This is a genomic window from Citrobacter cronae, assembly GCF_016893685.1.
GTDB classification, from domain to species: Bacteria; Pseudomonadota; Gammaproteobacteria; order Enterobacterales; family Enterobacteriaceae; genus Citrobacter; species Citrobacter werkmanii.
On the sequence record NZ_CP069763.1, the window covers coordinates 1,153,028 to 1,176,485 of the forward strand.

Here is a 23,458-nt window from a genome sequence, read left to right on the forward strand (position 1 = left end):
TCTCCCTTGTGGAGAGGGTTAGGTTGAGGGGAAAGCTATGCGGTCCCTCACCCCAGCCCTCTTGGGTAAAAACATTAATGAAGGTTAATACTATGAAAGCATTACATTTTGGCGCAGGTAATATCGGTCGTGGCTTTATCGGCAAACTGCTGGCGGACGCGGGGATACAGCTGACGTTTGCAGATGTAAACCAGGTCGTGCTCGATGCCCTGAATGCCCGTCATAGCTATCAGGTTCATGTTGTGGGTGAAAACGAGCAGGTTGATACCGTTTCCGGCGTCAACGCCGTCAGCAGCATCGGCGATGATGTCGTCGATCTGATTGCCCACGTTGATTTAATCACTACTGCCGTAGGTCCGGTTGTGCTTGAGCGTATCGCTCCGGCCATCGCTAAAGGGCTGGTAAAACGCAAAGCGCAGGGCATCTCTACCCCGCTGAATATCATCGCCTGTGAAAACATGGTGCGCGGAACCACGCAGTTGAAAGGCCACGTCATGAACGCGCTGGCAGATGAAGACAAAGCCTGGGTCGAAGAACATGTTGGCTTTGTCGATTCCGCCGTGGACCGCATCGTGCCGCCATCTGCTTCTGCGACCAACGATCCGCTGGAAGTTACCGTCGAAACATTCAGCGAGTGGATTGTCGACCAAACGCAGTTCAAAGGCGAGCTGCCAAACATCCCGGGAATGGAATTAACTGATAACCTGATGGCATTTGTCGAACGTAAACTCTTCACGCTGAACACCGGGCATGCTATAACCGCGTACCTCGGAAAATTGACCGGTCATCAGACCATCCGTGACGCGATTCTCGACGAGAAAATCCGCGCAGTGGTAAAAGGTGCAATGGAAGAGAGCGGCGCGGTACTGATCAAACGCTACGGTTTTGATGCCGATAAACATGCGGCTTATATCCAGAAGATCCTCGGTCGTTTTGAAAACCCGTATCTGAAAGATGATGTTGAGCGCGTTGGACGTCAGCCGCTGCGTAAACTGAGTGCAGGCGACCGTCTGATTAAACCGCTGCTGGGCACGCTGGAGTATGGTCTACCGCACGTTAATCTGGTTACCGGTATTGCTGCTGCAATGCATTACCGCAGTGAAGAAGATCCGCAGGCACAGGAACTGGCCGCGCTGATTGACGAAAAAGGTCCACAGGCCGCGCTGGCGCAGGTATCCGGTCTGGATGCCAACAGTGATGTGGTGGCGGAGGCGGTTAACGCATATAACGCGACCAAATGATAGAGAATGTGGCGCAGGTCAGCCTGCGCCCGAATGACAGATTGTCAGATATGCAGGCAATAATGGAACAAACGCAGGCCTTTGAAAATCGTGTGCTTGAGCGTCTGAATGCTGGCAAAACCGTACGCAGCTTCCTCATCACCGCCGTAGAACTGCTCACCGAGGCGGTGAATATCCTTGTGCTTCAGGTATTTCGCAAAGATGACTATGCGGTGAAATATGCCGTAGAACCGTTGCTCGACGGCGACGGTCCATTGGGCGATCTTTCGGTTCGTTTGAAGCTAATCTACGGTCTGGGCGTACTCAGCCGCCCGGAGTATGAAGATGCGGAGCTTCTGATGGCGCTGCGGGAAGAGCTGAATCACGACGGCAATGAGTATGCGTTTACCGACGACGAGATTCTTGGGCCGTTTGGCGAGCTTCACTGCGTGACGGCACTCCCGCCACCGCCACAGTTTGATACCTCAGACTCAGGTTTGCACGCCATGCAAATCCAGCGCTACCAGCAAATGGTACGCTCCACGATGGTACTTTCCCTGACCGAGCTGATTTCTAAAATCAGCTTAAAAAAAGCCTTTCAAAAATAAGGCCATGCAGGCTTATTTCTCTTCCTGCTGCGGTCGATAAAGCTGTCGATAGTACGCCAGACGTTGCAGATACAGCTGCGCATTCTCCTGCGGTATTTCAGAAGGGACAACGTTGCGCGGCGGTGTTTTATTCAGATACTCACGAAAAGCCTGGCTTGAGGCCATGAAATCAACAGTCTTATCAATAAGGACCGAAACATTCTCACCTATTTTCGCCATAATCTTCCCTCCTCCATGTATTAACCACGCTTAGCCTGCGCGGTTGATCATTTAAGTTTAGGATCGGTTGGGCGATTATATTGAGGAAAACGTGCTTCGCTATCAACCCGCCAACAGAAAGCGCCATCGCCGATCTTATTGCTTAAAATTCCTTATCAATCAAAAACGTAATATTATCATTAGCTGATTAATACTTGCGGCATTTGATTATTTATCTTCGATTTGTTGTGAAGAATCCCGCTCTGCGCGCATACTATAGGATATACATTCTATTTTTTATCAGAAGCTATCCTATGAAAGAAGTCGAAAAAAACGAAATTAAACGCCTGAGCGATCGCCTGGACGCTATCCGCCACCAGCAGGCTGACCTGTCGCTGGTTGAAGCCGCTGACAAATATGCCGAGCTGGAAAAAGAGAAAGAAACCCTGGAAGCCGAGATCGCGCGCCTGCGTGAAGTACACGGCCAGAAGCTGAGCAAAGAAGCGCACAAGCTAACGAAACTTCCCTTTCGCCGCGCCATTACCAAAAAAGAACAGGCCGACATGGGCAAGCTGAAGAAAAGCGTGCGTGGTCTGATTGTCGTCCACCCGATGACCGAACTTGGCCGTGAAATGGGCCTGAAAGAGATGACAGGCTTCGCAAAAACCGAGTTCTGATCTCTTGCCGGGCAACATCCGTTTGCCCGGTCTTTCCCGCACCACCAATTGGCCCTACCAATTATAACCAGATCCTACCATCACCTCACATTTCATTAAAATTCGCGTACAATACCGTTGCCAATAAATAACATCTGATTAACCATTCATTGTCATTACCCCTACACAACAATATTGGCAGGGCCACTTTTACACATAATGTGACGAAGAGATGAGCAAAGACTCATTTCATTATGTCTGAGGCCCCCAGGAGACCTGCAATGAATCTCTGGCAACAGAACTACGATCCAGCCGGTAACATCTGGCTTTCCAGTCTGATCGCATCGCTCCCAATCCTGTTCTTTTTCTTCGCCCTGATTAAGCTCAAGCTGAAAGGCTATGTTGCTGCGTCATGGACGGTGGTGATTGCTCTGGCTGTCGCCCTACTGTTCTACAAAATGCCGGTCGATCACGCTCTGGCCTCGGTGGTGTACGGCTTCTTTTATGGTCTGTGGCCGATTGCCTGGATAATCATCGCAGCGGTATTCGTCTATAAAATCTCGGTAAAAACCGGGCAGTTCGACATCATCCGTTCATCAATACTCTCCATTACCCCAGACCAGCGTCTGCAAATGCTGATCGTTGGTTTCTCCTTTGGGGCATTCCTTGAAGGTGCAGCTGGCTTTGGCGCGCCGGTCGCCATTACCGCCGCGCTGCTGGTGGGGCTTGGCTTTAACCCGCTGTATGCGGCGGGGTTGTGCCTGATCGTGAATACCGCGCCGGTCGCCTTTGGCGCAATGGGCATTCCGATTCTGGTTGCCGGCCAGGTTACCGGACTGGACAGCTTTGAGATTGGCCAGATGGTCGGTCGTCAGTTGCCGTTCCTGACGATTATCGTGCTGTTCTGGATTATGGCGATTATGGATGGCTGGCGCGGCGTGAAAGAAACCTGGCCTGCGGTAATGGTCGCTGGCGGCTCGTTTGCTATCGCCCAATACCTCAGCTCGAACTTTATTGGGCCGGAACTGCCGGACATTATCTCTTCGCTGGTCTCACTGGTATGTCTGACGCTGTTCCTGAAACGCTGGCAGCCGGTACGTATCTTCCGCTTCGGCGACATGGGCGCTTCGCAGGTCGATATGGACCTGTCGCGCACCCGCTACACTGCGGGGCAAATCATCCGCGCCTGGTCTCCATTCCTGTTCCTGACAGCCACCGTCACGCTGTGGAGCATACCACCGTTTAAAGCGCTGTTTGCGCCGGGTGGCGCAATGTACCACTGGGTAGTGAATGTTCCGGTTCCGTTCCTCGACAAGCTGGTAGCCCGTATGCCGCCGGTCGTACACGAAGCCACAGCCTACGCGGCAGTGTACAAATTTGACTGGTTCTCCGCGACCGGTACCGCGATTCTGTTTGCCGCCCTGCTGTCTATCGTCTGGTTGAAGATGAAGCCGTCCGCTGCGCTGCAGACCTTTGGCAACACGCTGAAAGATCTGGCGCTACCGATCTATTCCATCGGGATGGTGCTGGCATTCGCATTTATCTCTAACTACTCGGGGCTTTCATCAACCCTGGCGTTGGCCCTGGCGCACACCGGCAGCGCGTTTACTTTCTTCTCGCCGTTCCTCGGCTGGCTGGGGGTATTCCTGACCGGGTCCGATACCTCATCTAACGCCCTGTTTGCCGCCCTGCAGGCCACCGCGGCTCAGCAAATCGGCGTTTCGGATGTGCTGATGGTGGCGGCAAATACCACCGGCGGCGTGACCGGCAAGATGATCTCTCCACAGTCTATCGCTATCGCCTGTGCGGCAGTGGGATTAGTGGGGAAAGAGTCTGATCTGTTCCGCTTTACCGTGAAACATAGCCTGATTTTCACCTGCATGGTGGGAGTGATTACCACCCTGCAGGCCTATGTCTTAACCTGGATGATTCCATGATAGTGATGCCCAGACGCCTGTCCGACGAAGTCGCTTCTCGTGTGCGGGCGCTGATTGAAGAACAACAGCTGGAGGCGGGCATGAAATTGCCCGCTGAGCGCCAGTTGGCCGTACAGCTCGGCGTATCGCGCAACTCGCTGCGCGAGGCGTTAGCAAAGCTGGTGAGTGAAGGCGTGTTAATCAGCCGTCGCGGCGGCGGGACGTTTGTTCGCTGGCAGCATGAAGCCTGGTCTGAACAAAACATCGTTCAGCCGCTGAAATCCTTGATGGCGGACGATCCTGATTACAGCTTCGATATTCTGGAAGCCCGCCACGCCATTGAAGCCAGTACCGCCTGGCACGCAGCCATGCGGGCCACCAGCGCCGACAAAGAGAAGATCAGACTCTGTTTCGAGGCCACGCAGAGCGAAGATCCGGATCTCGCTTCGCAAGCGGACGTGCGCTTTCATCTCGCCATTGCGGAAGCCTCGCATAACGTGGTGCTGTTACAGACCATGCGCGGTTTCTTCGACGTATTGCAGTCTTCGGTTAAACAGAGCCGCCAACGTATGTACCTTGTGCCGCCCGTATTTTCACAGCTTACAGAACAACATCAGGCCGTGCTGGACGCCATTGTCGCCGGTGATGCCGATGGCGCACGTAAGGCCATGATGGCGCACCTCAGCTTTGTCCACACCACGATTAAACAATTTGATGAAGATCAGGCCCGCCAGGCGCGTATCACCCGCCTGCCCGGTGACCCTGGTGAGAATAGCAGGGAGAACAACACATGATTATTTCAGCCGCCAGCGACTATCGCGCCGCCGCCCAACGTATTTTGCCCCCGTTCTTGTTCCACTACATTGACGGCGGCGCATATGCCGAGCGCACTCTGCGCCGTAACGTCGAAGACCTGTCGGAAGTGGCGCTGCGCCAACGTGTGCTGAAGAATATGTCCGATCTGAGCCTCGAGACAAAGCTGTTCAACGAAACGCTCTCCATGCCCGTGGCCCTCGCGCCTGTCGGCCTGTGCGGAATGTATGCGCGTCGGGGAGAAGTGCAGGCCGCCGCTGCCGCTGACGCCAAAGGCATTCCGTTTACGCTTTCCACGGTTTCCGTATGTCCAATTGAAGAAGTCGCTCCGACCATCAAGCGTCCGATGTGGTTCCAGTTATATGTTCTGCGCGATCGTGGTTTTATGCGCAACGCGCTGGAACGCGCCAAAGCGGCGGGCTGCTCCACGTTGGTCTTTACCGTCGATATGCCTACGCCGGGCGCACGCTACCGTGACGCCCATTCCGGTATGAGCGGTCCCAATGCCGCGCTGCGTCGTTACTGGCAAGCGGTTACCCATCCGCAGTGGGCATGGGACGTGGGCCTGAATGGTCGCCCACATGACTTAGGCAATATCTCAACCTATCTTGGCAAACCTACCGGCCTTGAGGATTACATTGGCTGGCTGGCGAATAACTTCGATCCGTCAATTTCGTGGAAAGACCTTGAGTGGATCCGCGAATTCTGGGATGGCCCGATGGTGATCAAAGGGATCCTCGATCCGGAAGATGCCCGCGATGCCGTCCGTTTTGGCGCGGATGGCATTGTTGTTTCTAACCATGGTGGCCGCCAGTTAGATGGTGTGCTGTCTTCTGCTCGCGCGCTGCCCGCCATTGCCGATGCGGTGAAAGGCGATATCACCATTCTGGCAGACAGCGGGATCCGTAACGGTCTGGACGTTGTGCGCATGATTGCGCTGGGCGCGGATAGCGTGCTGCTGGGGCGTGCTTATCTGTACGCACTCGCAACCCACGGCCAGGCCGGTGTGGCAAACCTGTTGAACCTGATCGAGAAAGAGATGAAGGTGGCGATGACTTTAACCGGTGCGAAATCGATTAGCGAAATCAGCCGCGATTCACTGGTACAGGAGCTGGGTAAGAACCTGCCTGCTGCATTAGCACCTCTGGCTCAGGGTAGCGCTGCGTAACACTATCTCCCGTAAAATCGCGTTTTCTGCATGGTCGGCCTGTTCTCAGCCCGACCATTTTTTATGCAAAAATAACGACTAGTTAACATTTGCAACCAATATATTTGACAACTTTTTATCCACCTGCCAAATGTATATACAAGCTAATACAAGGGCATTTTATACAGATACCCAAATAATTCGAGCTGCAGGAAGGCGGCAACGCAGCGAATCTCAGGAGCGTACATAAGTACGTGACCGGGGTGAGCGAGGAAAGCCAACGCACATGCAGCTTGAAGTATGACGGGTAGATAACAACCATCATAACGGGCGAGGGTGACATGGCTTATTCCGGTAAAGTGAATATCCAGCAGGCGATAGACGACAGTCCTTTTTCACGCTTTCATTGGGTGATTATTGTCCTGGGCTTTCTGGTGTTAGCCATTGACGGCTTCGATACGGCGGCGATGGGTTATATTGCGCCCACGCTCTCTGCTGACTGGGGCATCCAGAAGCAGGATCTCGGGCCTGTTTTAAGCGCCGCATTATTGGGTCTCTCATTTGGCGCATTATTGGCCGGACCGATTTCCGATCGGATGGGCCGTAAGCGCGTACTGGTCTTTTCCTGCCTGTTCTTTGGCCTCGCCAGTCTCGGCACCGCCTATGCACAGACGCTGAATATGTTAACGTTCTGGCGCTTCCTCACCGGGCTTGGACTCGGCGCAGCAATGCCCAATGCCATTACCCTGGTGTCAGAATTTGCGCCCAAACGCTGCCGTTCGATGGCAATAAACACCATGTATTGCGGCTTTCCATTAGGGGCTGCGGGCGGTGGCGTCATCTCGTCCTGGCTGATCCCCAACTACGGCTGGCACAGCGTGCTGCTCGCTGGCGCAATCGCCCCACTGACTCTCACCGTGCTGTTGGTGCTGTTCCTGCCGGAGTCGGTTAAGTATTTGGTGCACCGTGGCAAAAGCGTTGCGCAGGTGAAACGTATTGCCCAACGATTTATGTCAGGCAGTCTGGAAAAGGTCACCCAGTTTTATCTGGATGAAGACAAGGTTACGGTCAAAAAAGGCAGCGTAGCGCAGTTGTTCAGTATGCCCTGGCTGCCTGGCACGCTGATGCTGTGGCTGACCTACTTTATGGGACTGGTTATCTATTACGTACTGCTGAGCTGGATGCCCACTCTGATGTTGGGCATGGGCTATCCACTGGCGGAATCGGCCTGGTTAACTTCGCTGTTTACCTTCGGCGGTACGGCCGGGATCCTGCTGGCCGGTTGGTTAATGGATCGCTGGGAAGCACATAAAGTGGTATCACTCGGCTTTATTCTGACGATGCTGTTTGCCCTCGCCCTCGGGTTTGAGCATAACCATATCATCCTGTTCGGCGCACTGATTTTCCTGATGGGGATTACCATGAACGGTGCGCAGTCCGGGCTGCAGACGCTGGCCGCAACGTTCTATCCTACCCACTGCCGCGCGACGGGTATTGCGTGGATGCAGGGCGTGGGTCGATTCGGCGGTGTGGCCGGAACGATGATGAGCGCCCAGTTGCTTTCCCTGCAATGGCAGGCTGATAGTATCTTAATGTTCCTTAGCCTTCCCGCGCTGCTGGCTGCTGCGGCCACGATTTACAAGCTGCAACGCTATAAACCGCGCACGCTGACCGTCGCATAGTACCCGCTGTTTCTGCTATTCTGCCCCCCGTTATTAAGGGGGCAGTATGCTTAACATCGTTTTATTCGAACCAGAAATCCCGCCAAATACCGGCAATATTATCCGTCTTTGCGCCAATACCGGCTTTCGTCTGCATATTATTGAGCCAATGGGCTTTACCTGGGACGACAAGCGTCTGCGTCGCGCAGGCCTGGATTACCATGAATTTACCGCCGTGCTGCGCCACCCTGATTACGCCGCCTTCGTCGCCGCAGAAAACCCGCAGCGTCTGTTTGCCCTGACCACCAAAGGTACGCCAGCGCACAGCGCAGTAAGTTATCAGGATGGGGATTATCTTATGTTTGGCCCGGAAACACGCGGTCTGCCAGCCAGTATCCTCGACGCTCTGCCGGCCGAACAAAAAATTCGTATTCCGATGATGCCGGACAGTCGTAGCATGAACCTGTCAAATGCGGTGTCGGTGGTGGTGTATGAAGCCTGGCGCCAACTGGGATATCCCGGCGCGATATTACGCAGTTAATTTGTGTCGGATGGCGGCTACGCCTTATCCGGCCTACAAATCCCACGTAGGCCCGGTAAACGCAGCGCCACCGGGCATGGCTCGAAATCAGATGCCATCGCCGTATTCGAACGTATGATGTATCCCGTTGAAATGCTGATCCATATCCATGGACGGCTTATCGCTGTCAGGCTTGCCGACAATGCGTGCCGGGACGCCTGCGGCGGTAGTATGTGGCGGTACGGGTTGTAAAACGACGGAACCCGCGCCAATCTTCGCGCCGCGCCCGACTTCAATGTTGCCGAGAATTTTCGCGCCCGCGCCAATCATCACCCCTTCACGAATTTTTGGATGACGATCGCCGCCCGCTTTACCGGTCCCGCCAAGCGTAACGGATTGCAAAATAGAGACGTCATTTTCAATCACGGCGGTTTCACCCACCACAATACCGGTGGCGTGATCGAGCATAATCCCACGGCCAATTTTTGCCGCCGGATGAATATCTACCTGGAAAGAAACAGATACCTGATTTTGCAGGAAGATTGCCAGCGCCTGACGCCCCTGATGCCATAGCCAGTGGCCGATGCGGTAGGCCTGAAGCGCATGAAAGCCCTTCAGATACAGAAGTGGGGTGGAATATTTGTCGACGGCCGGGTCGCGCGTGCGTACCGCCTGGATATCACAAGCCGCCGAAGCAATCATTTCGGGATCGGCCGCGTAGGCCTCTTCCACAACTTCGCGAATCGCAATGGCAGGCATGATTGGAGACGCGAGCTTATTCGCCAGCATATAGCTCAGCGCGCTACCGAGGTTTTCATGCTTGAGCAGCGTTGCGTGGTAAAAACTGGCCAGCATAGGCTCACATTCCGCCAGTGCCCGGGCTTCCGCTTTAATGTTTTTCCAGACGATATCCAGTTCTTCACACGGCATTGCGTACTCCAGAAGGTAGCAAAACGACCGACCCGTTCTTCGCGGGTCGGGTCGTTATATTCAACAGTTCCTTACAGCTAGTGGCGGCTCAGCTCATCCTTGCGTGCACGGCCTAATAACGTTAATGCTGCCTCGCGCGCGTTTTTTCCGCAATACAATACTTGATAAATTTCCTCGGTTATTGGCATCTCAACACCAAAACGGTGCGCCAATTCACGAACTTCTTTCGTATTACGGTAACCTTCCACCACCTGACCAATCTTGTCCTGCGCGCCCTGCACGTCCATCCCCTGGCCGAGCATCATGCCAAATCGACGGTTGCGCGACTGGTTGTCGGTACAGGTCAGCACCAGATCGCCTAAACCCGCCATCCCCATAAAGGTGGCAGGATCGGCACCCAGCGCCGCGCCAAGACGCGACATTTCGGTCAGACCACGGGTGATCAATGCGGTTCGCGCATTGGCGCCAAAACCGATGCCGTCGGACATTCCCGCGCCAATCGCAATGACGTTTTTCACCGCGCCGCCAAGCTGCACGCCAATGAAATCCGGGTTGCTGTAAACGCGAAAGCTTTTGCCGCAGTGCAGCAACTGCTGGAGATCGTCAGCAAAAGTATCATCCGTTGAGGCCAGAGAAATCGCCGTCGGCATACCCGCCGCCAGCTCTTTGGCGAACGTCGGGCCGGAGATGACCGCCAGCGGAATAGAATCCCCCAGCGCTTCACGCGCCACATCCTGCAACAGACGCCCTGTTTCCGCTTCCAGACCTTTTGTCGCCCAGACCAGACGCGCATCAGGACGCATCAACGGTTTGATGTTACGCAGCACTTCGCCAAAGACGTGGCTCGGCACCACCACCAGAATATTACGGCTGGCGGCCAGCGCAGTGGCTAAGTCACTTTCCAGGCGCAGCGTGTCGGGAAAAGGCACATCAGGGAGGAACGCGACGTTGCAGCGATCGTGCTCAAGGGTCGCGATATGTTTTGGATCATGGCCCCACAGGACAACCTGATGGCCATTTCTTGCCAGGGTAATGGCAAGAGCGGTGCCGTACGAGCCGGCACCAATCACAGTCATTGAAGCATTACTTTGGTTCATCAGGCATCCTGATGTTCTTCAGTACCTTCGCCAGCCTGCTGCTGTAAATAGTTCATGAACAGCGCATCAAAGTTGACCGGCGCAAGGTTCAGTTGCGGGAACGTACCGCGTGAAACCAGGCTAGTGATGCATTCGCGGGCATACGGGAACAGAATGTTCGGGCAGTATGCGCCGAGGCAATGCGCCATCTGAGTCCCTTCGATACCGCTGATGGAGAAAATACCGCCCTGCTGAACTTCACACAGGAACGCCGTTTCTTCGCCAAGAGCAGCCGTTACGGTGACACGCAGCACGACTTCATACACGTCATCTGCCAGTTGGGTAGATGCGGTATCAAGATCAAGTTTAACCTCTGGCTGCCAATCTTTCTGGAAAACATGCGGTGCATTTGGCGCTTCGAAAGATACATCCTTGGTATAGATACGTTGGATCTGGAAAGCCATTTCAGTGTTATTTTGTTCTGACATGTTTAGAAAACCCTTAGTGTTGTCCTTTAAATACTTTCAGTACGCCTTATCGCAGCAGGGGATCCAGTCCACCACGCGCATCCAACGCATACAAGTCGTCACAACCGCCAATGTGCTGTGCATCAATAAAAATCTGCGGAACCGTCGTACGGCCACTGCGTTTGATCATCTCTTCACGCTTTACGGCATCGCCGTCAATCGGAAGTTCCTGGAAACTCACACCCTTGCTGTTCAACAGCGCTTTTGCGCGATGGCAAAACGGGCAGGTTGCTTTGGTGTAGATCTCAATATTGGCCATGACTTATCTCCAGTGTTCTTTTTACCCTGCGGCATGAAAGAAGACGGGTAAATTACTTGCCGCGAACCAGTGGCAGATTCTCACCACTCCAGCCCGCTACGCCGTCTTTCAGTACGGATACCTGCTCAAAACCGGCTTTAATCAGCGCAGTTGCTGAATCCTGGCACTGCATGCCTGAACCATCAACCACAATCACAGGTTTGTTTTTGTGTTTTTCAAGCTCGCCAAAATTGTTGGCTTTGATTTCGCTCGGCAGCAGGTTAGTGGAGCCTGCGATATGGCCTTTGCGGAAGTCGTCGCGCTGGCGTAAATCCACAACAACGGCGTCTTCTTTATTGATGAGACGTGTAGCTTCGCCGCGAGTAATCACCTTCACTTTTGAGGTCAGGCTCTTAAACGTGGTAAATAATACAGCCGCCAGTAACGCAATCCAGGCGATACTCAAGACAGGGTGGCGACTAACAAATTGCATAATTTCTTGCATGGGGGGTAACAACTCCCGACTAGTGATTAAAAAAACCAGGAAAGGAGTATACCTGCGCGTTGGCGCAAATACAGCCAGAGCGTGCATTGGATTGCATTTTTGCGGGGCGCTACGGAAAAAAAAATGTAAATCGGTGTTCCCCCTGGCACGCGATCCCCCATTATTTGATCTTCGGGGGCTACTTTATCGATTCAGCTGTAGTAAAATTACGCAATTATTTTTTATCTATGAGTGTGAGGTTGTCGCAATGTCGGTTTCTAAAAAACCTATGGTACTGGTGATTCTGGATGGCTACGGCTATCGCGAAGACAGCCAGGATAACGCCATTTTTACTGCTAAAACCCCGGTAATGGATGCGCTGTGGGCAAAACGTCCGCATACCCTGATTGATGCGTCTGGTCTGGAAGTCGGCCTGCCCGATCGCCAGATGGGCAACTCCGAAGTGGGTCATGTCAACCTGGGCGCGGGCCGTATCGTGTATCAGGACCTTACCCGTCTGGATGTCGAAATCAAAGAGCGTACGTTCTTCGCTAACCCGGTGCTGACCCACGCGGTCGACCAGGCAAAAAATGCCGGAAAAGCGGTACACATCATGGGTCTGCTCTCTGCTGGCGGCGTTCACAGCCACGAAGATCACATCATGGCGATGGTAGAACTGGCCGCTGAACGCGGTGCGGAAAAAATCTATCTGCACGCTTTCCTTGATGGTCGTGATACCCCGCCGCGCAGCGCTGAACATTCACTGCAGAAATTCGAAGAGAAATTTGCCGCGCTGGGCAAAGGTCGCGTAGCCTCCATCATCGGTCGTTACTACGCTATGGACCGCGACAACCGTTGGGATCGCGTAGAACAGGCTTACGATCTGATGACGCTGGCGAAGGGCGAGTTCCAGTTCGCTACGGCGGTTGAAGGCCTGCAGGCCGCTTATGCCCGCGACGAGAACGACGAATTCGTCAAAGCGACCGTGATCCGTGCCGAAGGTCAGGCAGAAGCCGCTATGGAAGACGGCGATACGCTGATTTTCATGAACTTCCGTGCTGACCGTGCGCGTGAAATCACTCGCGCATTCGTTAACGCTGACTTCGATGGCTTCGCCCGTAAGAAAGTCGTTAACCTCAACTTTGTGATGCTGACGGAATACGCGGCCGACATCAAAACTGCGGTGGCTTACCCACCAGCATCTCTGGCCAACACCTTCGGCGAGTGGATGGCGAAGAACGAAAAAACGCAGCTGCGTATTTCCGAAACCGAAAAATATGCGCACGTAACCTTCTTCTTCAACGGCGGCGTAGAAGAGCCGTTCACAGGCGAAGACCGTATCCTGATCAACTCGCCGAAAGTCGCGACCTACGATCTGCAGCCGGAAATGAGCTCTGCTGAACTGACCGAGAAGCTGGTTGCAGCGATTGAGAGCGGTAAATACGACACCATCATTTGTAACTATCCGAACGGCGACATGGTTGGCCACACCGGCGTGATGGAAGCAGCGGTTAAAGCGGTTGAAGCGCTGGACCATTGCGTTGAGCAGGTAGCGAAAGCCGTTGAATCCGTTGGCGGACAGCTGCTGATCACCGCAGACCACGGTAACGCAGAGCAAATGCGCGATCCGTCTACTGGTCAGGCGCATACCGCGCATACCAACCTGCCGGTTCCGCTGATTTATGTCGGTGGTAAAAACGTTAAAGCGGTCGAAGGCGGTAAACTTTCAGATATCGCCCCAACGATGCTGACGCTGATGGGTATGGAAATCCCGCAAGAGATGACTGGTAAGCCGCTGTTCATCGTGGAATAATCCCTCCCCATGAGGGGAAAGGCGATTAATACCATCACTCGGGCCGTGAAACTGCCAAAGTTTTCAGTCAGGCCCTTGTTCTACGCCAGCGCGCTTAGCGCTGGCGTATTGCTGTGCGCCTTTTCCACCCACGCGGACGAACGCGATCAGCTCAAATCGATTCAGGCCGATATCGCGGCAAAAGAACGCGCGGTACGCCAACAGCAACAACAACGTTCCACTCTCCTCGCTCAGCTTAAAGCTCAGGAGCAGGCCATCGCCGTCGCCGCAAGGCAACTGCGCGAAACGCAAAACTCACTGGCACAGTTGAACGCACAAATCGCTGAGATGAACGCCGCGCTCGCGAAGCTGGAAAAACAGCGGGCAGCGCAAGAGCGCAGCCTGGCAGCCCAGTTAGACGCCGCGTTTCGCCAGGGTGAACACACCGGTCTTCAGCTCATCCTTAGCGGCGAAGAAAGCCAGCGCGGACAGCGTCTGCAGGCCTATTTCGGCTACCTGAACCAGGCGCGGCAAGAAACTATCGCGCAGCTGAAACAAACCCGCGAAGAGGTCGACTCACAAAAAGCCGAGCTGGAAGATAAGCAGAGCGAACAGCAGACCCTGCTGTACGAACAACGCGCTCAGCAGGCTAAGCTGGAGCAGGCGCGTAACGAACGTCAGAAAACACTGTCGGGTCTGGAGTCATCGATTCAACAGGGCCAGCAGCAACTGGGCGAAATGCGCGCTAACGAATCCCGTCTACGCAACAGCATTGCTCGCGCTGAAGCCGCGGCCAAAGCGCGCGCGGAACGTGAAGCGCGCGAGGCGCAGGCCGTACGTGATAAGCAGAAGGATGCGTCACGAAAAGGCTCGACCTACAAGCCGACCGAAAGTGAAAAATCACTGATGTCCCGTACCGGCGGCCTGGGATCGCCGCGCGGCCAGGCATTCTGGCCTGTTCGCGGCCCAACGCTGCATCGTTATGGCGAACAACTGCAAGGTGAGCTACGTTGGAAGGGTATGGTTATTGGCGCATCCGAAGGCACCGAAGTTAAAGCCATTGCCGATGGTCGCGTCATTCTGGCGGACTGGTTGCAGGGCTATGGTCTGGTAGTCGTGGTTGAGCACGGTAAAGGCGATATGAGCCTGTACGGTTATAACCAGAGCGCGTTGGTCAGCGTCGGTACGCAGGTTCGCGCCGGGCAGCCTATTGCGCTTGTGGGTAGCAGCGGCGGTCAGGGCAGGCCGGCACTCTATTTTGAAATTCGTCGCCAGGGTCAGGCGGTCAATCCACAGCCGTGGTTGGGAAGATAAGTTTTGCCTCAATTTCGTCGTCTATTACTCTCTCTTGCCAGCGTGCTGGCCTTCGCAACACCTGTTTTTGCTGGCAAACTCGCCATCGTTATTGATGATTTCGGCTATCGTCCACAAACTGAAAATCAGGTACTGGCGATGCCTTCCACCATCTCCGTTGCCGTTTTACCCAATGCTCCACATGCGCGTGAAATGGCGATTAAAGCGCATAACAGTGGGCATGAGGTGTTAATCCATCTGCCGATGGCGCCGCTGAGCAAACAACCGTTAGAGAAAGATACTTTGCGCCCGGAAATGAGCAGCGAAGAGATTGAACGCATTATTCGCGACGCGGTAAGCAAAGTGCCGAATGCCGTGGGGCTGAACAACCATATGGGCAGTGCGATGACTTCCAGCCTGTTTGGCATGCAGAAGGTGATGCAGGCGCTGGAACGTTACGATCTCTACTTTCTGGACAGCATGACCATCGGCAACAGCCAGGCCATGCGCGCAGCGTCAGGAACCGGTGTGAAGGTCATCAAACGCAAAGTCTTCCTGGATGACACGCAAAATGAAGCTGACATTCGTCGTCAGTTTACTCGCGCCGTCGATCTTGCGCGCCGCAACGGCTCAGCGATCGCCATTGGACACCCTCATCCTTCCACGGTGCGAGTATTACAGCAGATGCTTTATAATCTGCCAGCCGATATTACGCTGGTTCGTCCGAGCAGCCTGCTCAATGAACCGCAGGTCGATACCTCCAGACCTACTAACCTCACGCAACCGAATAACGGCGCACCGCGTAATCCTTTCCGCGGTGTGAAATTGTGCAAACCGAAACAGCCGTTAGAACCCATTTACGCCAGTCGATACTTCACCGTACTCGGTGAAAGCATCGCCCAAAGCACGCTGGTGCAGTATATGCGCCTGCAGTGGCAGGGCTGGCAATAATCAGTCGTTAAGATCCAACGTTAAATGGGCCAGGCGGCGCGGCGTCAGTGATTTATCGCGCCACTGGCTAAAGCGGATGGCCCACAGCAGCACCTGATAACCCAGCTTAACGCTGCAGATATTACTTACCATCCGTTTGAACATACCCGACACAAATACTTCAGCAATCATACGCTGGCGGATTTTTTCGTCCGGCTCTTTACGTATGCAATGACAAACGCGTAGCGCTTCGTAAATCACCTGCTGTTTGAATTCCGGGTAAATGGGAATGCGCCCGGCGTACTCATGATTCATTTTGTCGAGCAGGCGGGTAATCTTGATGTAGTGACGCTGATAGGCGAGGTTCTTCAGCCCGGTACGCGGCAGACGACTCACGGACGCGCCGTGCAGGAAGTATTTGTACAATGGGACTTCCGTGTAGCGTGCGCGTTTCGCATTAAACATAAACTCCGTGGTCCAGATGATATCCTGGTGATGCAGGCCAGACAGGAAGGTCAGCCCTGCGTCGCGGATGGTCTGATGACGGTAAACGCCCATCCAGACAACGTGCCGCCACCGACGACTGGCTAACGCTTTGCGTAACCAATCTGGCCCGGTCATCACGCCGGTAGAACGAATTCGATCGGCAGGAATAGATGTCCAGGTTTTACCCGTCTCGGCAATACACCAATCAGCGTTGCATTGCGCAACATCCAGATTGTCCTTCAACGCCATCTTCATCAACGTTTCATACATTTCCGGATAAGCAATATCATCACCGTCAACATAAGCGATGTACTCGCCCCTGGCGACTTCCATGCCGGTATTACGCGCCGCTGAGACTCCCCCGTTCTGCTGATGCAGTAGATGAACGTGCGGATAACGATCCGCATACGCCTGTGCGAGCTGCGCAGAGTTATCCGTAGAGCCATCATTAACAATGATGATCTCCAGATTTTTCCACGTTTGCGCAATCAGCGAATCCATACACGCAATGAATGGTTCACCCGTATTGTAGAGCGGCATAATGACGCTCAATAGGCCGGGGGTATAGGTCATATCAAATCCTGCCAAACAGTATAATTAACGGCAATTTCTAACATATTTAGCGGTAATTCTTCAGAGAAAATTTCTCAAACCTTTAGCGGAAAATGCGCCTGACGAATGAGCGCAGCAAACAAAAAAAATCCCCGGAGAGTTAACGATAGTCAACATCCGGGGACGGCGTGCAGAATCCACTACGTGGATACGGTTAATCCCAGCTCAGGATCACTTTCCCTGACTGCCCTGAACGCATCGCGTCAAAGCCTTGCTGGAATTCATCGATGGAGAATCGATGGGTGATAATTGGCGACAAATCCAGACCAGACTGAATCAGAGCGGCCATTTTGTACCAGGTTTCAAACATCTCACGACCGTAGATGCCTTTAATAAACAGCCCCTTAAAGATAACTTTAGTCCAGTCGATGGACATATCAGATGGCGGAATACCCAGCATAGCAATACGGCCACCGTGGTTCATGGTATCCAGCATAGCGCGAAACGCTGGCGGCGCACCGGACATCTCCAGGCCTACATCAAACCCTTCGGTCATGCCCAGCTCAGCCATCACGTCGGTCAGATTCTCTTTCGATACGTTGACCGCGCGGGTGATACCCATTTTGCGTGCCAGCTCAAGGCGATACTCATTCACGTCGGTGATCACCACGTGGCGTGCGCCAACGTGCTTCGCAACCGCCGCCGCCATAATACCGATTGGACCCGCGCCGGATACCAGCACATCTTCTCCCACCAGATCGAACGACAGCGCCGTGTGCACCGCATTACCGAACGGATCGAAGATGGACGCCAGATCATCGGAGATATTGTCCGGGATTTTAAACGCGTTAAATGCCGGGATCACCAGGTACTCTGCAAAGCAGCCAGGACGATTTACGCCGACACCGGTCGTATTGCGACACAGGTGTGTACGCCCACCGCGGCAGTTACGGCAATGCCCGCAGGTGATATGACCTTCGCCAGAAACGCGATCGCCGATTTTAAAGCCTTTAACTTCCTGACCAATGCCAACAACTTCGCCGACATATTCATGCCCCACGACCATCGGAACCGGGATGGTTTTTTGCGACCAGTCATCCCAGTTATAAATGTGAACGTCAGTCCCGCAGATGGCTGTTTTACGGATTTTAATCAGCAAATCGTTATGGCCGACTTCCGGTTCAGGAACGTCGGTCATCCAAATGCCCTCTTCCGCTTTCAGTTTGGATAACGCTTTCATTTCACATCCTCAGGCAATAACGCCCAGTTGTTTACCAATGCGTGTGAACGCCTCAACAGCACGCGTAATCTGCTCAGGGGTATGCGCTGCAGACATCTGAGTACGGATACGCGCCTGGCCTTTTGGAACCACTGGATAGAAGAATCCAGTAACGTAAATCCCCTCTTTTTGCAGCTCACGGGCAAACTCCTGCGCCACCACCGCATCACCCAGCATAACCGGGATAATCGCGTGGTCCGCACCGGCTAAGGTAAAGCCTGCGGCAGACATTTGCTCGCGGAACTGGCGCGCGTTCGCCCACAGGCGATCGCGTAGTTCGCTACCTTGCTCGACCATTTCCAACACTTTAATGGAAGCAGCCACAATCGCCGGAGCCAGTGAGTTGGAGAACAGATAAGGGCGGGAACGCTGACGCAGCCACTCAACGACCTCTTTACGGGCCGCGGTGTAACCACCGGATGCGCCGCCGAGCGCTTTACCCAGCGTACCGGTAATGATGTCCACACGGCCCATCACGTCACAGTATTCATGAGAGCCACGACCATTTTCGCCGACAAAGCCGACCGCATGGGAGTCATCAACCATGACCAGCGCATCGTACTTGTCCGCCAGATCGCAGACGCCTTTCAGGTTCGCAATCACGCCATCCATAGAGAACACACCATCGGTGGCAATCAGGATATGACGAGCCCCCGCTTCGCGCGCCTCTTTCAGACGCGCTTCCAGCTCGACCATGTCGTTGTTGGCGTAACGGAAACGCTTCGCTTTACACAGACGAACGCCATCAATGATTGAAGCATGGTTCAGGGCATCGGAGATGATCGCGTCTTCTGCACTCAACAGAGTTTCAAACAGACCGCCGTTGGCGTCAAAGCAGGAAGAGTAAAGGATGGCATCTTCCATACCAAGGAAAGCCGCCAGTTTTTGCTCCAGTTGCTTATGGCTGTCCTGGGTACCACAAATAAAGCGTACCGAAGCCATACCAAACCCGTGAGAATCCATACCCGCTTTTGCCGCGGCAATCAGTTCCGGGTGGTTAGCCAGTCCCAGATAGTTGTTCGCACAAAAGTTAATAACGTGGCTTCCATCTGCCACGGTGATATCCGCCTGCTGGGCAGATGTAATAATGCGCTCTTCTTTAAACAATCCTTCCGCACGTGCGGTTTCGAGATCGTTGGTTAACTGTTTGTAAAAATCCCCACGCATTTCAATTCTCCAGACTGGGCAAATTTCAGCACATATTACCCAAAGCTATACATTGATACGAGATGACGCATCATCACTTCTTCAAAATGAAGCATAAATCACGCGTACCCGCACAGCTTATCGGTGAATGGCTGAAGCCTGGACCATGTAGTGATATGATAGAAGTATTCGTGTCTGAGATTGTCTCTGACTCCATAATTCGAAGGTTACATTTATGATCATCGTTACCGGCGGCGCGGGCTTTATCGGCAGCAACATCGTTAAGTCCCTGAATGATAAAGGCATCACCGATATTCTGGTGGTGGACAACCTGAAAGACGGCACTAAATTTGTTAACCTGGTGGACCTGAATATTGCTGACTACATGGATAAGGAAGACTTCCTGATCCAGATTATGGCTGGCGAAGATTTCGGCGATATCGAAGCGATTTTCCACGAAGGCGCATGCTCTTCCACCACCGAGTGGGATGGCAAGTATATGATGGATAACAATTATCAATACTCCAAAGAGCTGCTGCACTACTGCCTGGAGCGCGAAATTCCGTTCCTGTACGCCTCTTCCGCCGCGACTTACGGCGGTCGTACGTCTGATTTCATCGAATCCCGTGAATATGAGAAACCGCTGAACGTCTATGGCTACTCAAAATTCCTGTTCGACGAATACGTGCGTCAGATCCTGCCAGAAGCCAACTCTCAGATTGTTGGCTTCCGCTATTTCAACGTCTACGGACCGCGCGAAGGCCACAAAGGCAGCATGGCAAGCGTCGCTTTCCACCTCAATACCCAGCTTAACAATGGCGAAACACCAAAACTGTTCGAAGGCAGTGAAAACTTCAAACGTGATTTCGTTTATGTTGGCGATGTGGCGGCGGTAAATCTGTGGTTCCTCGAAAACGGGGTATCCGGCATCTTTAACCTCGGCACCGGTCGCGCGGAATCTTTCCAGGCCGTTGCCGATGCAACGCTGGCGTACCATAAAAAAGGCAGCATTGAGTACATTCCATTCCCGGAAAAACTGAAAGGCCGCTACCAGGCATTTACTCAGGCAGATCTGACTAACCTGCGCGCAGCGGGCTATGACAAGCCGTTTAAGACCGTTGCCGAAGGCGTAACGGAATATATGGCCTGGCTGAACCGCGACGCGTAAGAAGTTAGCATGAAAATACTGGTGATCGGCCCGTCATGGGTGGGCGACATGATGATGTCGCAAAGTCTCTATCGCACGCTCAAGGCGCGCTATCCCCAGGCGATAATCGACGTGATGGCACCGGCGTGGTGCCGTCCGCTGCTGTCGCGTATGCCTGAAGTCAACGAAGCCATCGCCATGCCGCTGGGACACGGCGCGCTGGAGATCGGCGAGCGCCGTAAGCTCGGTCATAGCCTGCGTGAAAGACGCTATGATCGCGCCTGGGTGCTGCCGAATTCTTTTAAATCCGCTCTGGTGCCGTTTTTTGCTGGCATCCCCCATCGTACCGGCTGGCGTGGCGAGATGCGCTACGGCCTGCTAAACGATGCGCGCGTGCTGGATAAAGAAGCATGGCCGTTGATGGTCGAGCGCTATGTGGCTCTGGCCTATGATAAAGGCGTGATGCTGACGGCCAAAGATTTGCCGCAGCCTCTGCTATGGCCGCAGTTGCAGGTCAGCGAAGGTGAAAAATCCCTGACCTGTAGTCAGTTCTCTCTTTCTGCCGAACGCCCCATCATCGGTTTTTGCCCTGGTGCGGAATTTGGTCCGGCGAAACGCTGGCCGCATTACCACTATGCGGAACTGGCGAAACAATTAATCGATGAAGGCCATCAGATTGTGTTGTTTGGCTCTGCAAAAGACCACGAAGCCGGGAATGAGATCCTCGCCACGCTGAGCCTTGAACAGCAGTCCTGGTGCCGCAATCTGGCGGGTGAGACACAGCTGGAGCAGGCAGTCATTCTTCTCGCTGCCTGCAAAGCGGTTGTCACCAATGATTCTGGATTAATGCACGTTGCCGCCGCGTTGAATCGACCTCTGGTAGCATTATATGGCCCAAGTAGTCCGGACTTTACCCCGCCGTTGTCGCACAAAGCGCGAGTCGTCCGCCTGATTACGGGCTACCACAAAGTGCGTAAAGGCGATGCAGCAGAAGGCTATCATCAGAGCCTGATCGACATTACTCCTCAGCGCGTACTGGAAGAACTTAATGACCTGTTGTTACAAGAGGAAGCCTGACGGATGCGGGTTCTGATCGTTAAAACATCGTCTATGGGCGATGTGCTGCATACGTTGCCCGCATTAACCGATGCGCAGCAGGCCATACCGGATATTCACTTTGACTGGGTGGTGGAAGAAGGGTTCGCTCAGATCCCCTCCTGGCATTCGGCCGTTGACCGCGTGATTCCGGTAGCGATCCGCCGCTGGCGTAAAGCGTGGTTTTCAGCGCCGATTAAAGCTGAGCGTAAAACGTTCCGCGATGCGGTCCGTTTACTGCAGTATGACGCGATAATTGATGCGCAGGGGTTGGTAAAAAGCGCAGCGCTGGTTACTCGTCTGGCTCACGGGATCAAGCATGGTATGGACTGGAGCACGGCCCGTGAACCGCTGGCGAGCCTGTTTTATAATCGCAAGCATCATATTGCCAAACAACAGCATGCCGTAGAACGTACGCGTGAATTGTTTGCGAAAAGTCTGGGATATAACAAACCGCAATCGCAGGGTGATTACGCTGTCGCTCAGCATTTTTTGACAGAAGTAAATGCTGATGCAGGGCAATATGCGGTGTTTCTGCATGCCACGACCCGTGATGATAAGCACTGGCCGGAAGCCAACTGGCGGGAGCTGATTGGCCTGTTAAACAATGCAGGCATACGCATTAAACTGCCCTGGGGAGCCGCGCATGAAGAAGCGCGTGCCAGGCGACTGGCGGAAGGGTTCCCTTACGTTGATGTCCTGCCACGAATGAGTCTGGAAGAGGTCGCCCGTGTTCTCGCAGGGGCCAAATTTGTAGTATCAGTTGATACAGGCCTAAGCCATTTAACCGCCGCATTGGATCGCCCAAATATTACGCTGTATGGCCCAACTGATCCGGGACTGATTGGGGGATATGGGAAAAACCAATATACACAACAGAGTCATTCCGGAAAATTGCAGGATCTGAATGCTAGTTTAGTCAACGCATCGCTGGTTGATAATAATTTGCTTTAACTTTAAGAGATGAACCATGCTTCAGCAACACATGTTTTCTCGCTTTATATATAGTATAAAAAATAATCCATTCGATTTTGTATACTGCTTATTTTATGCCGGGATACTTGCTACTCTCGGGATGGTGCTGGTCAATCCAGATGAAGCGCTGAAGATATTTATTTTCTCCACGGCTCTGTCTCTGCCTCTTATAGGTAAAAACTTAAAGTATGTATGCAGTGAGAAAAAGAATCTGGTTTTGCCTTTTATGTTGCTGCTCTTCAGTTTGCTCCAGATTATTTGGGTAGAAATATTTAAACAACCAGGCTCGGCCTTTACCGGAGCCTACCGCTCATATCAGAACGGTGGCAAAGTGATGCTGTTTGCCGCGCTGGTGATGACCGCGCTAACATCGCGAGCACCGTGTGCCAATAAAACCCGCATAACCAGTATCTGGGTGATTCTTACGGCAATCGGTTTGTATCTTTTCGCGGGATATGAACTTGTGAATCAGCCTGATTTATTAAGCTATCGTTTGGCACTCGGATTTGAACACCAAACTGGTACAGCTTATGCACTAACATTGATTGGCTTATTGGCATCTCAGGCCATCATCAACCTGCGTATAAAACATACCGTTTCACTGTATCTGTTACATTTTTTGATATCGCTGGCGGTGATCATAACCACGCAAACTCGGGCGGCTATTTTGGTATACCCGATTCTGAGTATCGGCCTGTTTCTCATGTACTATCGTCATAACCGGGCCATGATGATCAAAGCGTTATTGGGCTTCGTGATACTGGTTGGG

23 protein-coding genes and 1 pseudogene are annotated in these 23,458 nt (G+C 53.3%); 15 read left to right on the forward strand and 9 right to left on the reverse strand.

Annotated features, from left to right (window positions below; all coding sequences use genetic code 11):
* The first annotated feature begins 92 nt into the window (after window positions 1-92).
* Both mtlD and mtlR read left to right on the forward strand, forming a co-directional pair.
* A complete protein-coding gene (mtlD, locus tag JSN25_RS05100; RefSeq protein ID WP_121529697.1) occupies window positions 93-1,241 on the forward strand; it encodes a mannitol-1-phosphate 5-dehydrogenase in 1,149 nt (382 codons plus the stop codon).
* The gene (gene mtlR / locus JSN25_RS05105) at window positions 1,238-1,828 is read left to right on the forward strand and encodes a mannitol operon repressor MtlR (protein ID WP_005120486.1); all 591 of its coding nucleotides are present in this window, start codon (window positions 1,238-1,240) and stop codon (window positions 1,826-1,828) included. Before mtlD ends, mtlR begins: the two co-directional genes overlap by 4 nt.
* A gap of 12 nt (window positions 1,829-1,840) precedes the next feature.
* Here mtlR and JSN25_RS05110 read toward each other — a convergent pair whose 3' ends face one another.
* Window positions 1,841-2,047, reverse strand: a complete 207-nt coding sequence (locus JSN25_RS05110) for a hypothetical protein (RefSeq protein ID WP_003827334.1) — start codon at window positions 2,045-2,047, stop codon at window positions 1,841-1,843.
* A gap of 293 nt (window positions 2,048-2,340) precedes the next feature.
* Here JSN25_RS05110 and JSN25_RS05115 point away from each other — a divergent pair, with 293 nt between their 5' ends.
* The 6 genes from JSN25_RS05115 (at window position 2,341) to trmL (ending at window position 8,760) form a co-directional block, all read left to right on the forward strand.
* Window positions 2,341-2,703: a YibL family ribosome-associated protein gene (locus tag JSN25_RS05115; protein WP_038635293.1), complete on the forward strand. Its 363-nt coding sequence runs from the start codon at window positions 2,341-2,343 to the stop codon at window positions 2,701-2,703.
* A gap of 260 nt (window positions 2,704-2,963) precedes the next feature.
* A complete protein-coding gene (lldP, locus tag JSN25_RS05120; RefSeq protein ID WP_038635296.1) occupies window positions 2,964-4,619 on the forward strand; it encodes an L-lactate permease in 1,656 nt (551 codons plus the stop codon).
* The gene (gene lldR / locus JSN25_RS05125) at window positions 4,616-5,392 is read left to right on the forward strand and encodes a transcriptional regulator LldR (RefSeq protein ID WP_006687599.1); all 777 of its coding nucleotides are present in this window, start codon (window positions 4,616-4,618) and stop codon (window positions 5,390-5,392) included. Before lldP ends, lldR begins: the two co-directional genes overlap by 4 nt.
* Window positions 5,389-6,579, forward strand: a complete 1,191-nt coding sequence (gene lldD, locus JSN25_RS05130) for an FMN-dependent L-lactate dehydrogenase LldD (RefSeq protein WP_038635300.1) — start codon at window positions 5,389-5,391, stop codon at window positions 6,577-6,579. The genes lldR and lldD overlap by 4 nt, the downstream gene beginning before the upstream one ends.
* Window positions 6,580-6,899: 320 nt before the next feature.
* Window positions 6,900-8,240, forward strand: a complete 1,341-nt coding sequence (locus JSN25_RS05135; RefSeq protein ID WP_204525496.1) for an MFS transporter — start codon at window positions 6,900-6,902, stop codon at window positions 8,238-8,240.
* Window positions 8,241-8,286: 46 nt separating this feature from the next.
* The gene (trmL, locus tag JSN25_RS05140) at window positions 8,287-8,760 is read left to right on the forward strand and encodes a tRNA (uridine(34)/cytosine(34)/5-carboxymethylaminomethyluridine(34)-2'-O)-methyltransferase TrmL (RefSeq protein WP_048237006.1); all 474 of its coding nucleotides are present in this window, start codon (window positions 8,287-8,289) and stop codon (window positions 8,758-8,760) included.
* A gap of 87 nt (window positions 8,761-8,847) precedes the next feature.
* Here the strand turns inward: trmL and cysE are convergent, their stop codons facing one another.
* The 5 genes from cysE to JSN25_RS05165 form a co-directional block, all read right to left on the reverse strand.
* A complete protein-coding gene (gene cysE, locus JSN25_RS05145; RefSeq protein ID WP_016154965.1) occupies window positions 8,848-9,669 on the reverse strand; it encodes a serine O-acetyltransferase in 822 nt (273 codons plus the stop codon).
* Window positions 9,670-9,746: 77 nt separating this feature from the next.
* Complete coding sequence (gpsA, locus tag JSN25_RS05150; protein WP_008786462.1) at window positions 9,747-10,766, reverse strand: NAD(P)H-dependent glycerol-3-phosphate dehydrogenase; 1,020 nt, start codon at window positions 10,764-10,766, stop codon at window positions 9,747-9,749.
* The gene (gene secB, locus JSN25_RS05155) at window positions 10,766-11,233 is read right to left on the reverse strand and encodes a protein-export chaperone SecB (RefSeq protein WP_038635313.1); all 468 of its coding nucleotides are present in this window, start codon (window positions 11,231-11,233) and stop codon (window positions 10,766-10,768) included. The genes gpsA and secB overlap by 1 nt, the downstream gene beginning before the upstream one ends.
* A 46-nt stretch (window positions 11,234-11,279) precedes the next feature.
* Window positions 11,280-11,531 carry a glutaredoxin 3 gene (gene grxC, locus JSN25_RS05160; protein ID WP_003024152.1) on the reverse strand — a complete coding sequence of 84 codons (252 nt, stop codon included), beginning with the start codon at window positions 11,529-11,531 and terminating at the stop codon, window positions 11,280-11,282.
* Between the two features lie 52 nt (window positions 11,532-11,583).
* On the reverse strand, window positions 11,584-12,015 hold the full coding sequence (locus JSN25_RS05165) for a rhodanese-like domain-containing protein (RefSeq protein WP_003024148.1): 432 nt from the start codon (window positions 12,013-12,015) through the stop codon (window positions 11,584-11,586).
* A gap of 247 nt (window positions 12,016-12,262) precedes the next feature.
* Here JSN25_RS05165 and gpmM point away from each other — a divergent pair, with 247 nt between their 5' ends.
* The 3 genes from gpmM to JSN25_RS05180 are packed head-to-tail and all read left to right on the forward strand — an operon-like array spanning window position 12,263 to window position 16,030.
* Complete coding sequence (gene gpmM / locus JSN25_RS05170; RefSeq protein ID WP_069323718.1) at window positions 12,263-13,807, forward strand: 2,3-bisphosphoglycerate-independent phosphoglycerate mutase; 1,545 nt, start codon at window positions 12,263-12,265, stop codon at window positions 13,805-13,807.
* A 33-nt stretch (window positions 13,808-13,840) separates the two neighbouring features.
* Window positions 13,841-15,100 carry a murein hydrolase activator EnvC gene (gene envC, locus JSN25_RS05175; RefSeq protein ID WP_233638436.1) on the forward strand — a complete coding sequence of 420 codons (1,260 nt, stop codon included), beginning with the start codon at window positions 13,841-13,843 and terminating at the stop codon, window positions 15,098-15,100.
* A 3-nt stretch (window positions 15,101-15,103) separates the two neighbouring features.
* Window positions 15,104-16,030 (forward strand): divergent polysaccharide deacetylase family protein, encoded by a 927-nt coding sequence (locus tag JSN25_RS05180; RefSeq protein WP_204525498.1) that lies wholly within the window; start codon window positions 15,104-15,106, stop codon window positions 16,028-16,030.
* Here JSN25_RS05180 and JSN25_RS05185 read toward each other — a convergent pair whose 3' ends face one another.
* From JSN25_RS05185 to kbl, 3 genes are all read right to left on the reverse strand, one after another.
* Window positions 16,031-17,068: a glycosyltransferase gene (locus JSN25_RS05185; protein WP_204525499.1), complete on the reverse strand. Its 1,038-nt coding sequence runs from the start codon at window positions 17,066-17,068 to the stop codon at window positions 16,031-16,033.
* A 193-nt stretch (window positions 17,069-17,261) separates the two neighbouring features.
* Window positions 17,262-18,287 (reverse strand): L-threonine 3-dehydrogenase, encoded by a 1,026-nt coding sequence (gene tdh / locus JSN25_RS05190; RefSeq protein ID WP_110496513.1) that lies wholly within the window; start codon window positions 18,285-18,287, stop codon window positions 17,262-17,264.
* Between the two features lie 9 nt (window positions 18,288-18,296).
* Window positions 18,297-19,493, reverse strand: a complete 1,197-nt coding sequence (gene kbl / locus JSN25_RS05195) for a glycine C-acetyltransferase (protein ID WP_121529704.1) — start codon at window positions 19,491-19,493, stop codon at window positions 18,297-18,299.
* A 214-nt stretch (window positions 19,494-19,707) separates the two neighbouring features.
* On the opposite strand from kbl, the gene rfaD reads away from it, so the two are divergent.
* From rfaD to JSN25_RS21990, 4 genes and pseudogenes are all read left to right on the forward strand, one after another.
* The gene (gene rfaD, locus JSN25_RS05200) at window positions 19,708-20,640 is read left to right on the forward strand and encodes an ADP-glyceromanno-heptose 6-epimerase (protein WP_003827312.1); all 933 of its coding nucleotides are present in this window, start codon (window positions 19,708-19,710) and stop codon (window positions 20,638-20,640) included.
* Between the two features lie 9 nt (window positions 20,641-20,649).
* On the forward strand, window positions 20,650-21,696 hold the full coding sequence (gene rfaF, locus JSN25_RS05205) for an ADP-heptose--LPS heptosyltransferase RfaF (RefSeq protein WP_069323713.1): 1,047 nt from the start codon (window positions 20,650-20,652) through the stop codon (window positions 21,694-21,696).
* A gap of 3 nt (window positions 21,697-21,699) precedes the next feature.
* On the forward strand, window positions 21,700-22,668 hold the full coding sequence (rfaC, locus tag JSN25_RS05210; RefSeq protein WP_204525500.1) for a lipopolysaccharide heptosyltransferase RfaC: 969 nt from the start codon (window positions 21,700-21,702) through the stop codon (window positions 22,666-22,668).
* A gap of 16 nt (window positions 22,669-22,684) precedes the next feature.
* Window positions 22,685-23,458: pseudogene (locus JSN25_RS21990) on the forward strand (O-antigen ligase family protein); the annotation flags it as partial.

Bases quoted from the DNA above. Each gene is read 5' to 3' on its own strand.
- JSN25_RS05110 (WP_003827334.1), bottom strand. From the start codon at position 2,047: ATGGCGAAAATAGGTGAGAATGTTTCGGTCCTTATTGATAAGACTGTT.
- mtlR (WP_005120486.1), top strand. From the start codon at position 1,238: ATGATAGAGAATGTGGCGCAGGTCAGCCTGCGCCCGAATGACAGATTG.
- lldP (WP_038635296.1), top strand. From the start codon at position 2,964: ATGAATCTCTGGCAACAGAACTACGATCCAGCCGGTAACATCTGGCTT.
- JSN25_RS05115 (WP_038635293.1), top strand. From the start codon at position 2,341: ATGAAAGAAGTCGAAAAAAACGAAATTAAACGCCTGAGCGATCGCCTG.
- secB (WP_038635313.1), bottom strand. From the start codon at position 11,233: ATGTCAGAACAAAATAACACTGAAATGGCTTTCCAGATCCAACGTATC.
- mtlD (WP_121529697.1), top strand. From the start codon at position 93: ATGAAAGCATTACATTTTGGCGCAGGTAATATCGGTCGTGGCTTTATC.
- grxC (WP_003024152.1), bottom strand. From the start codon at position 11,531: ATGGCCAATATTGAGATCTACACCAAAGCAACCTGCCCGTTTTGCCAT.
- lldR (WP_006687599.1), top strand. From the start codon at position 4,616: ATGATAGTGATGCCCAGACGCCTGTCCGACGAAGTCGCTTCTCGTGTG.
- gpsA (WP_008786462.1), bottom strand. From the start codon at position 10,766: ATGAACCAAAGTAATGCTTCAATGACTGTGATTGGTGCCGGCTCGTAC.
- JSN25_RS05135 (WP_204525496.1), top strand. From the start codon at position 6,900: ATGGCTTATTCCGGTAAAGTGAATATCCAGCAGGCGATAGACGACAGT.
- tdh (WP_110496513.1), bottom strand. From the start codon at position 18,287: ATGAAAGCGTTATCCAAACTGAAAGCGGAAGAGGGCATTTGGATGACC.
- lldD (WP_038635300.1), top strand. From the start codon at position 5,389: ATGATTATTTCAGCCGCCAGCGACTATCGCGCCGCCGCCCAACGTATT.
- trmL (WP_048237006.1), top strand. From the start codon at position 8,287: ATGCTTAACATCGTTTTATTCGAACCAGAAATCCCGCCAAATACCGGC.
- rfaD (WP_003827312.1), top strand. From the start codon at position 19,708: ATGATCATCGTTACCGGCGGCGCGGGCTTTATCGGCAGCAACATCGTT.
- JSN25_RS05185 (WP_204525499.1), bottom strand. From the start codon at position 17,068: ATGACCTATACCCCCGGCCTATTGAGCGTCATTATGCCGCTCTACAAT.
- rfaF (WP_069323713.1), top strand. From the start codon at position 20,650: ATGAAAATACTGGTGATCGGCCCGTCATGGGTGGGCGACATGATGATG.
- gpmM (WP_069323718.1), top strand. From the start codon at position 12,263: ATGTCGGTTTCTAAAAAACCTATGGTACTGGTGATTCTGGATGGCTAC.
- JSN25_RS05165 (WP_003024148.1), bottom strand. From the start codon at position 12,015: ATGCAAGAAATTATGCAATTTGTTAGTCGCCACCCTGTCTTGAGTATC.
- rfaC (WP_204525500.1), top strand. From the start codon at position 21,700: ATGCGGGTTCTGATCGTTAAAACATCGTCTATGGGCGATGTGCTGCAT.
- kbl (WP_121529704.1), bottom strand. From the start codon at position 19,493: ATGCGTGGGGATTTTTACAAACAGTTAACCAACGATCTCGAAACCGCA.
- cysE (WP_016154965.1), bottom strand. From the start codon at position 9,669: ATGCCGTGTGAAGAACTGGATATCGTCTGGAAAAACATTAAAGCGGAA.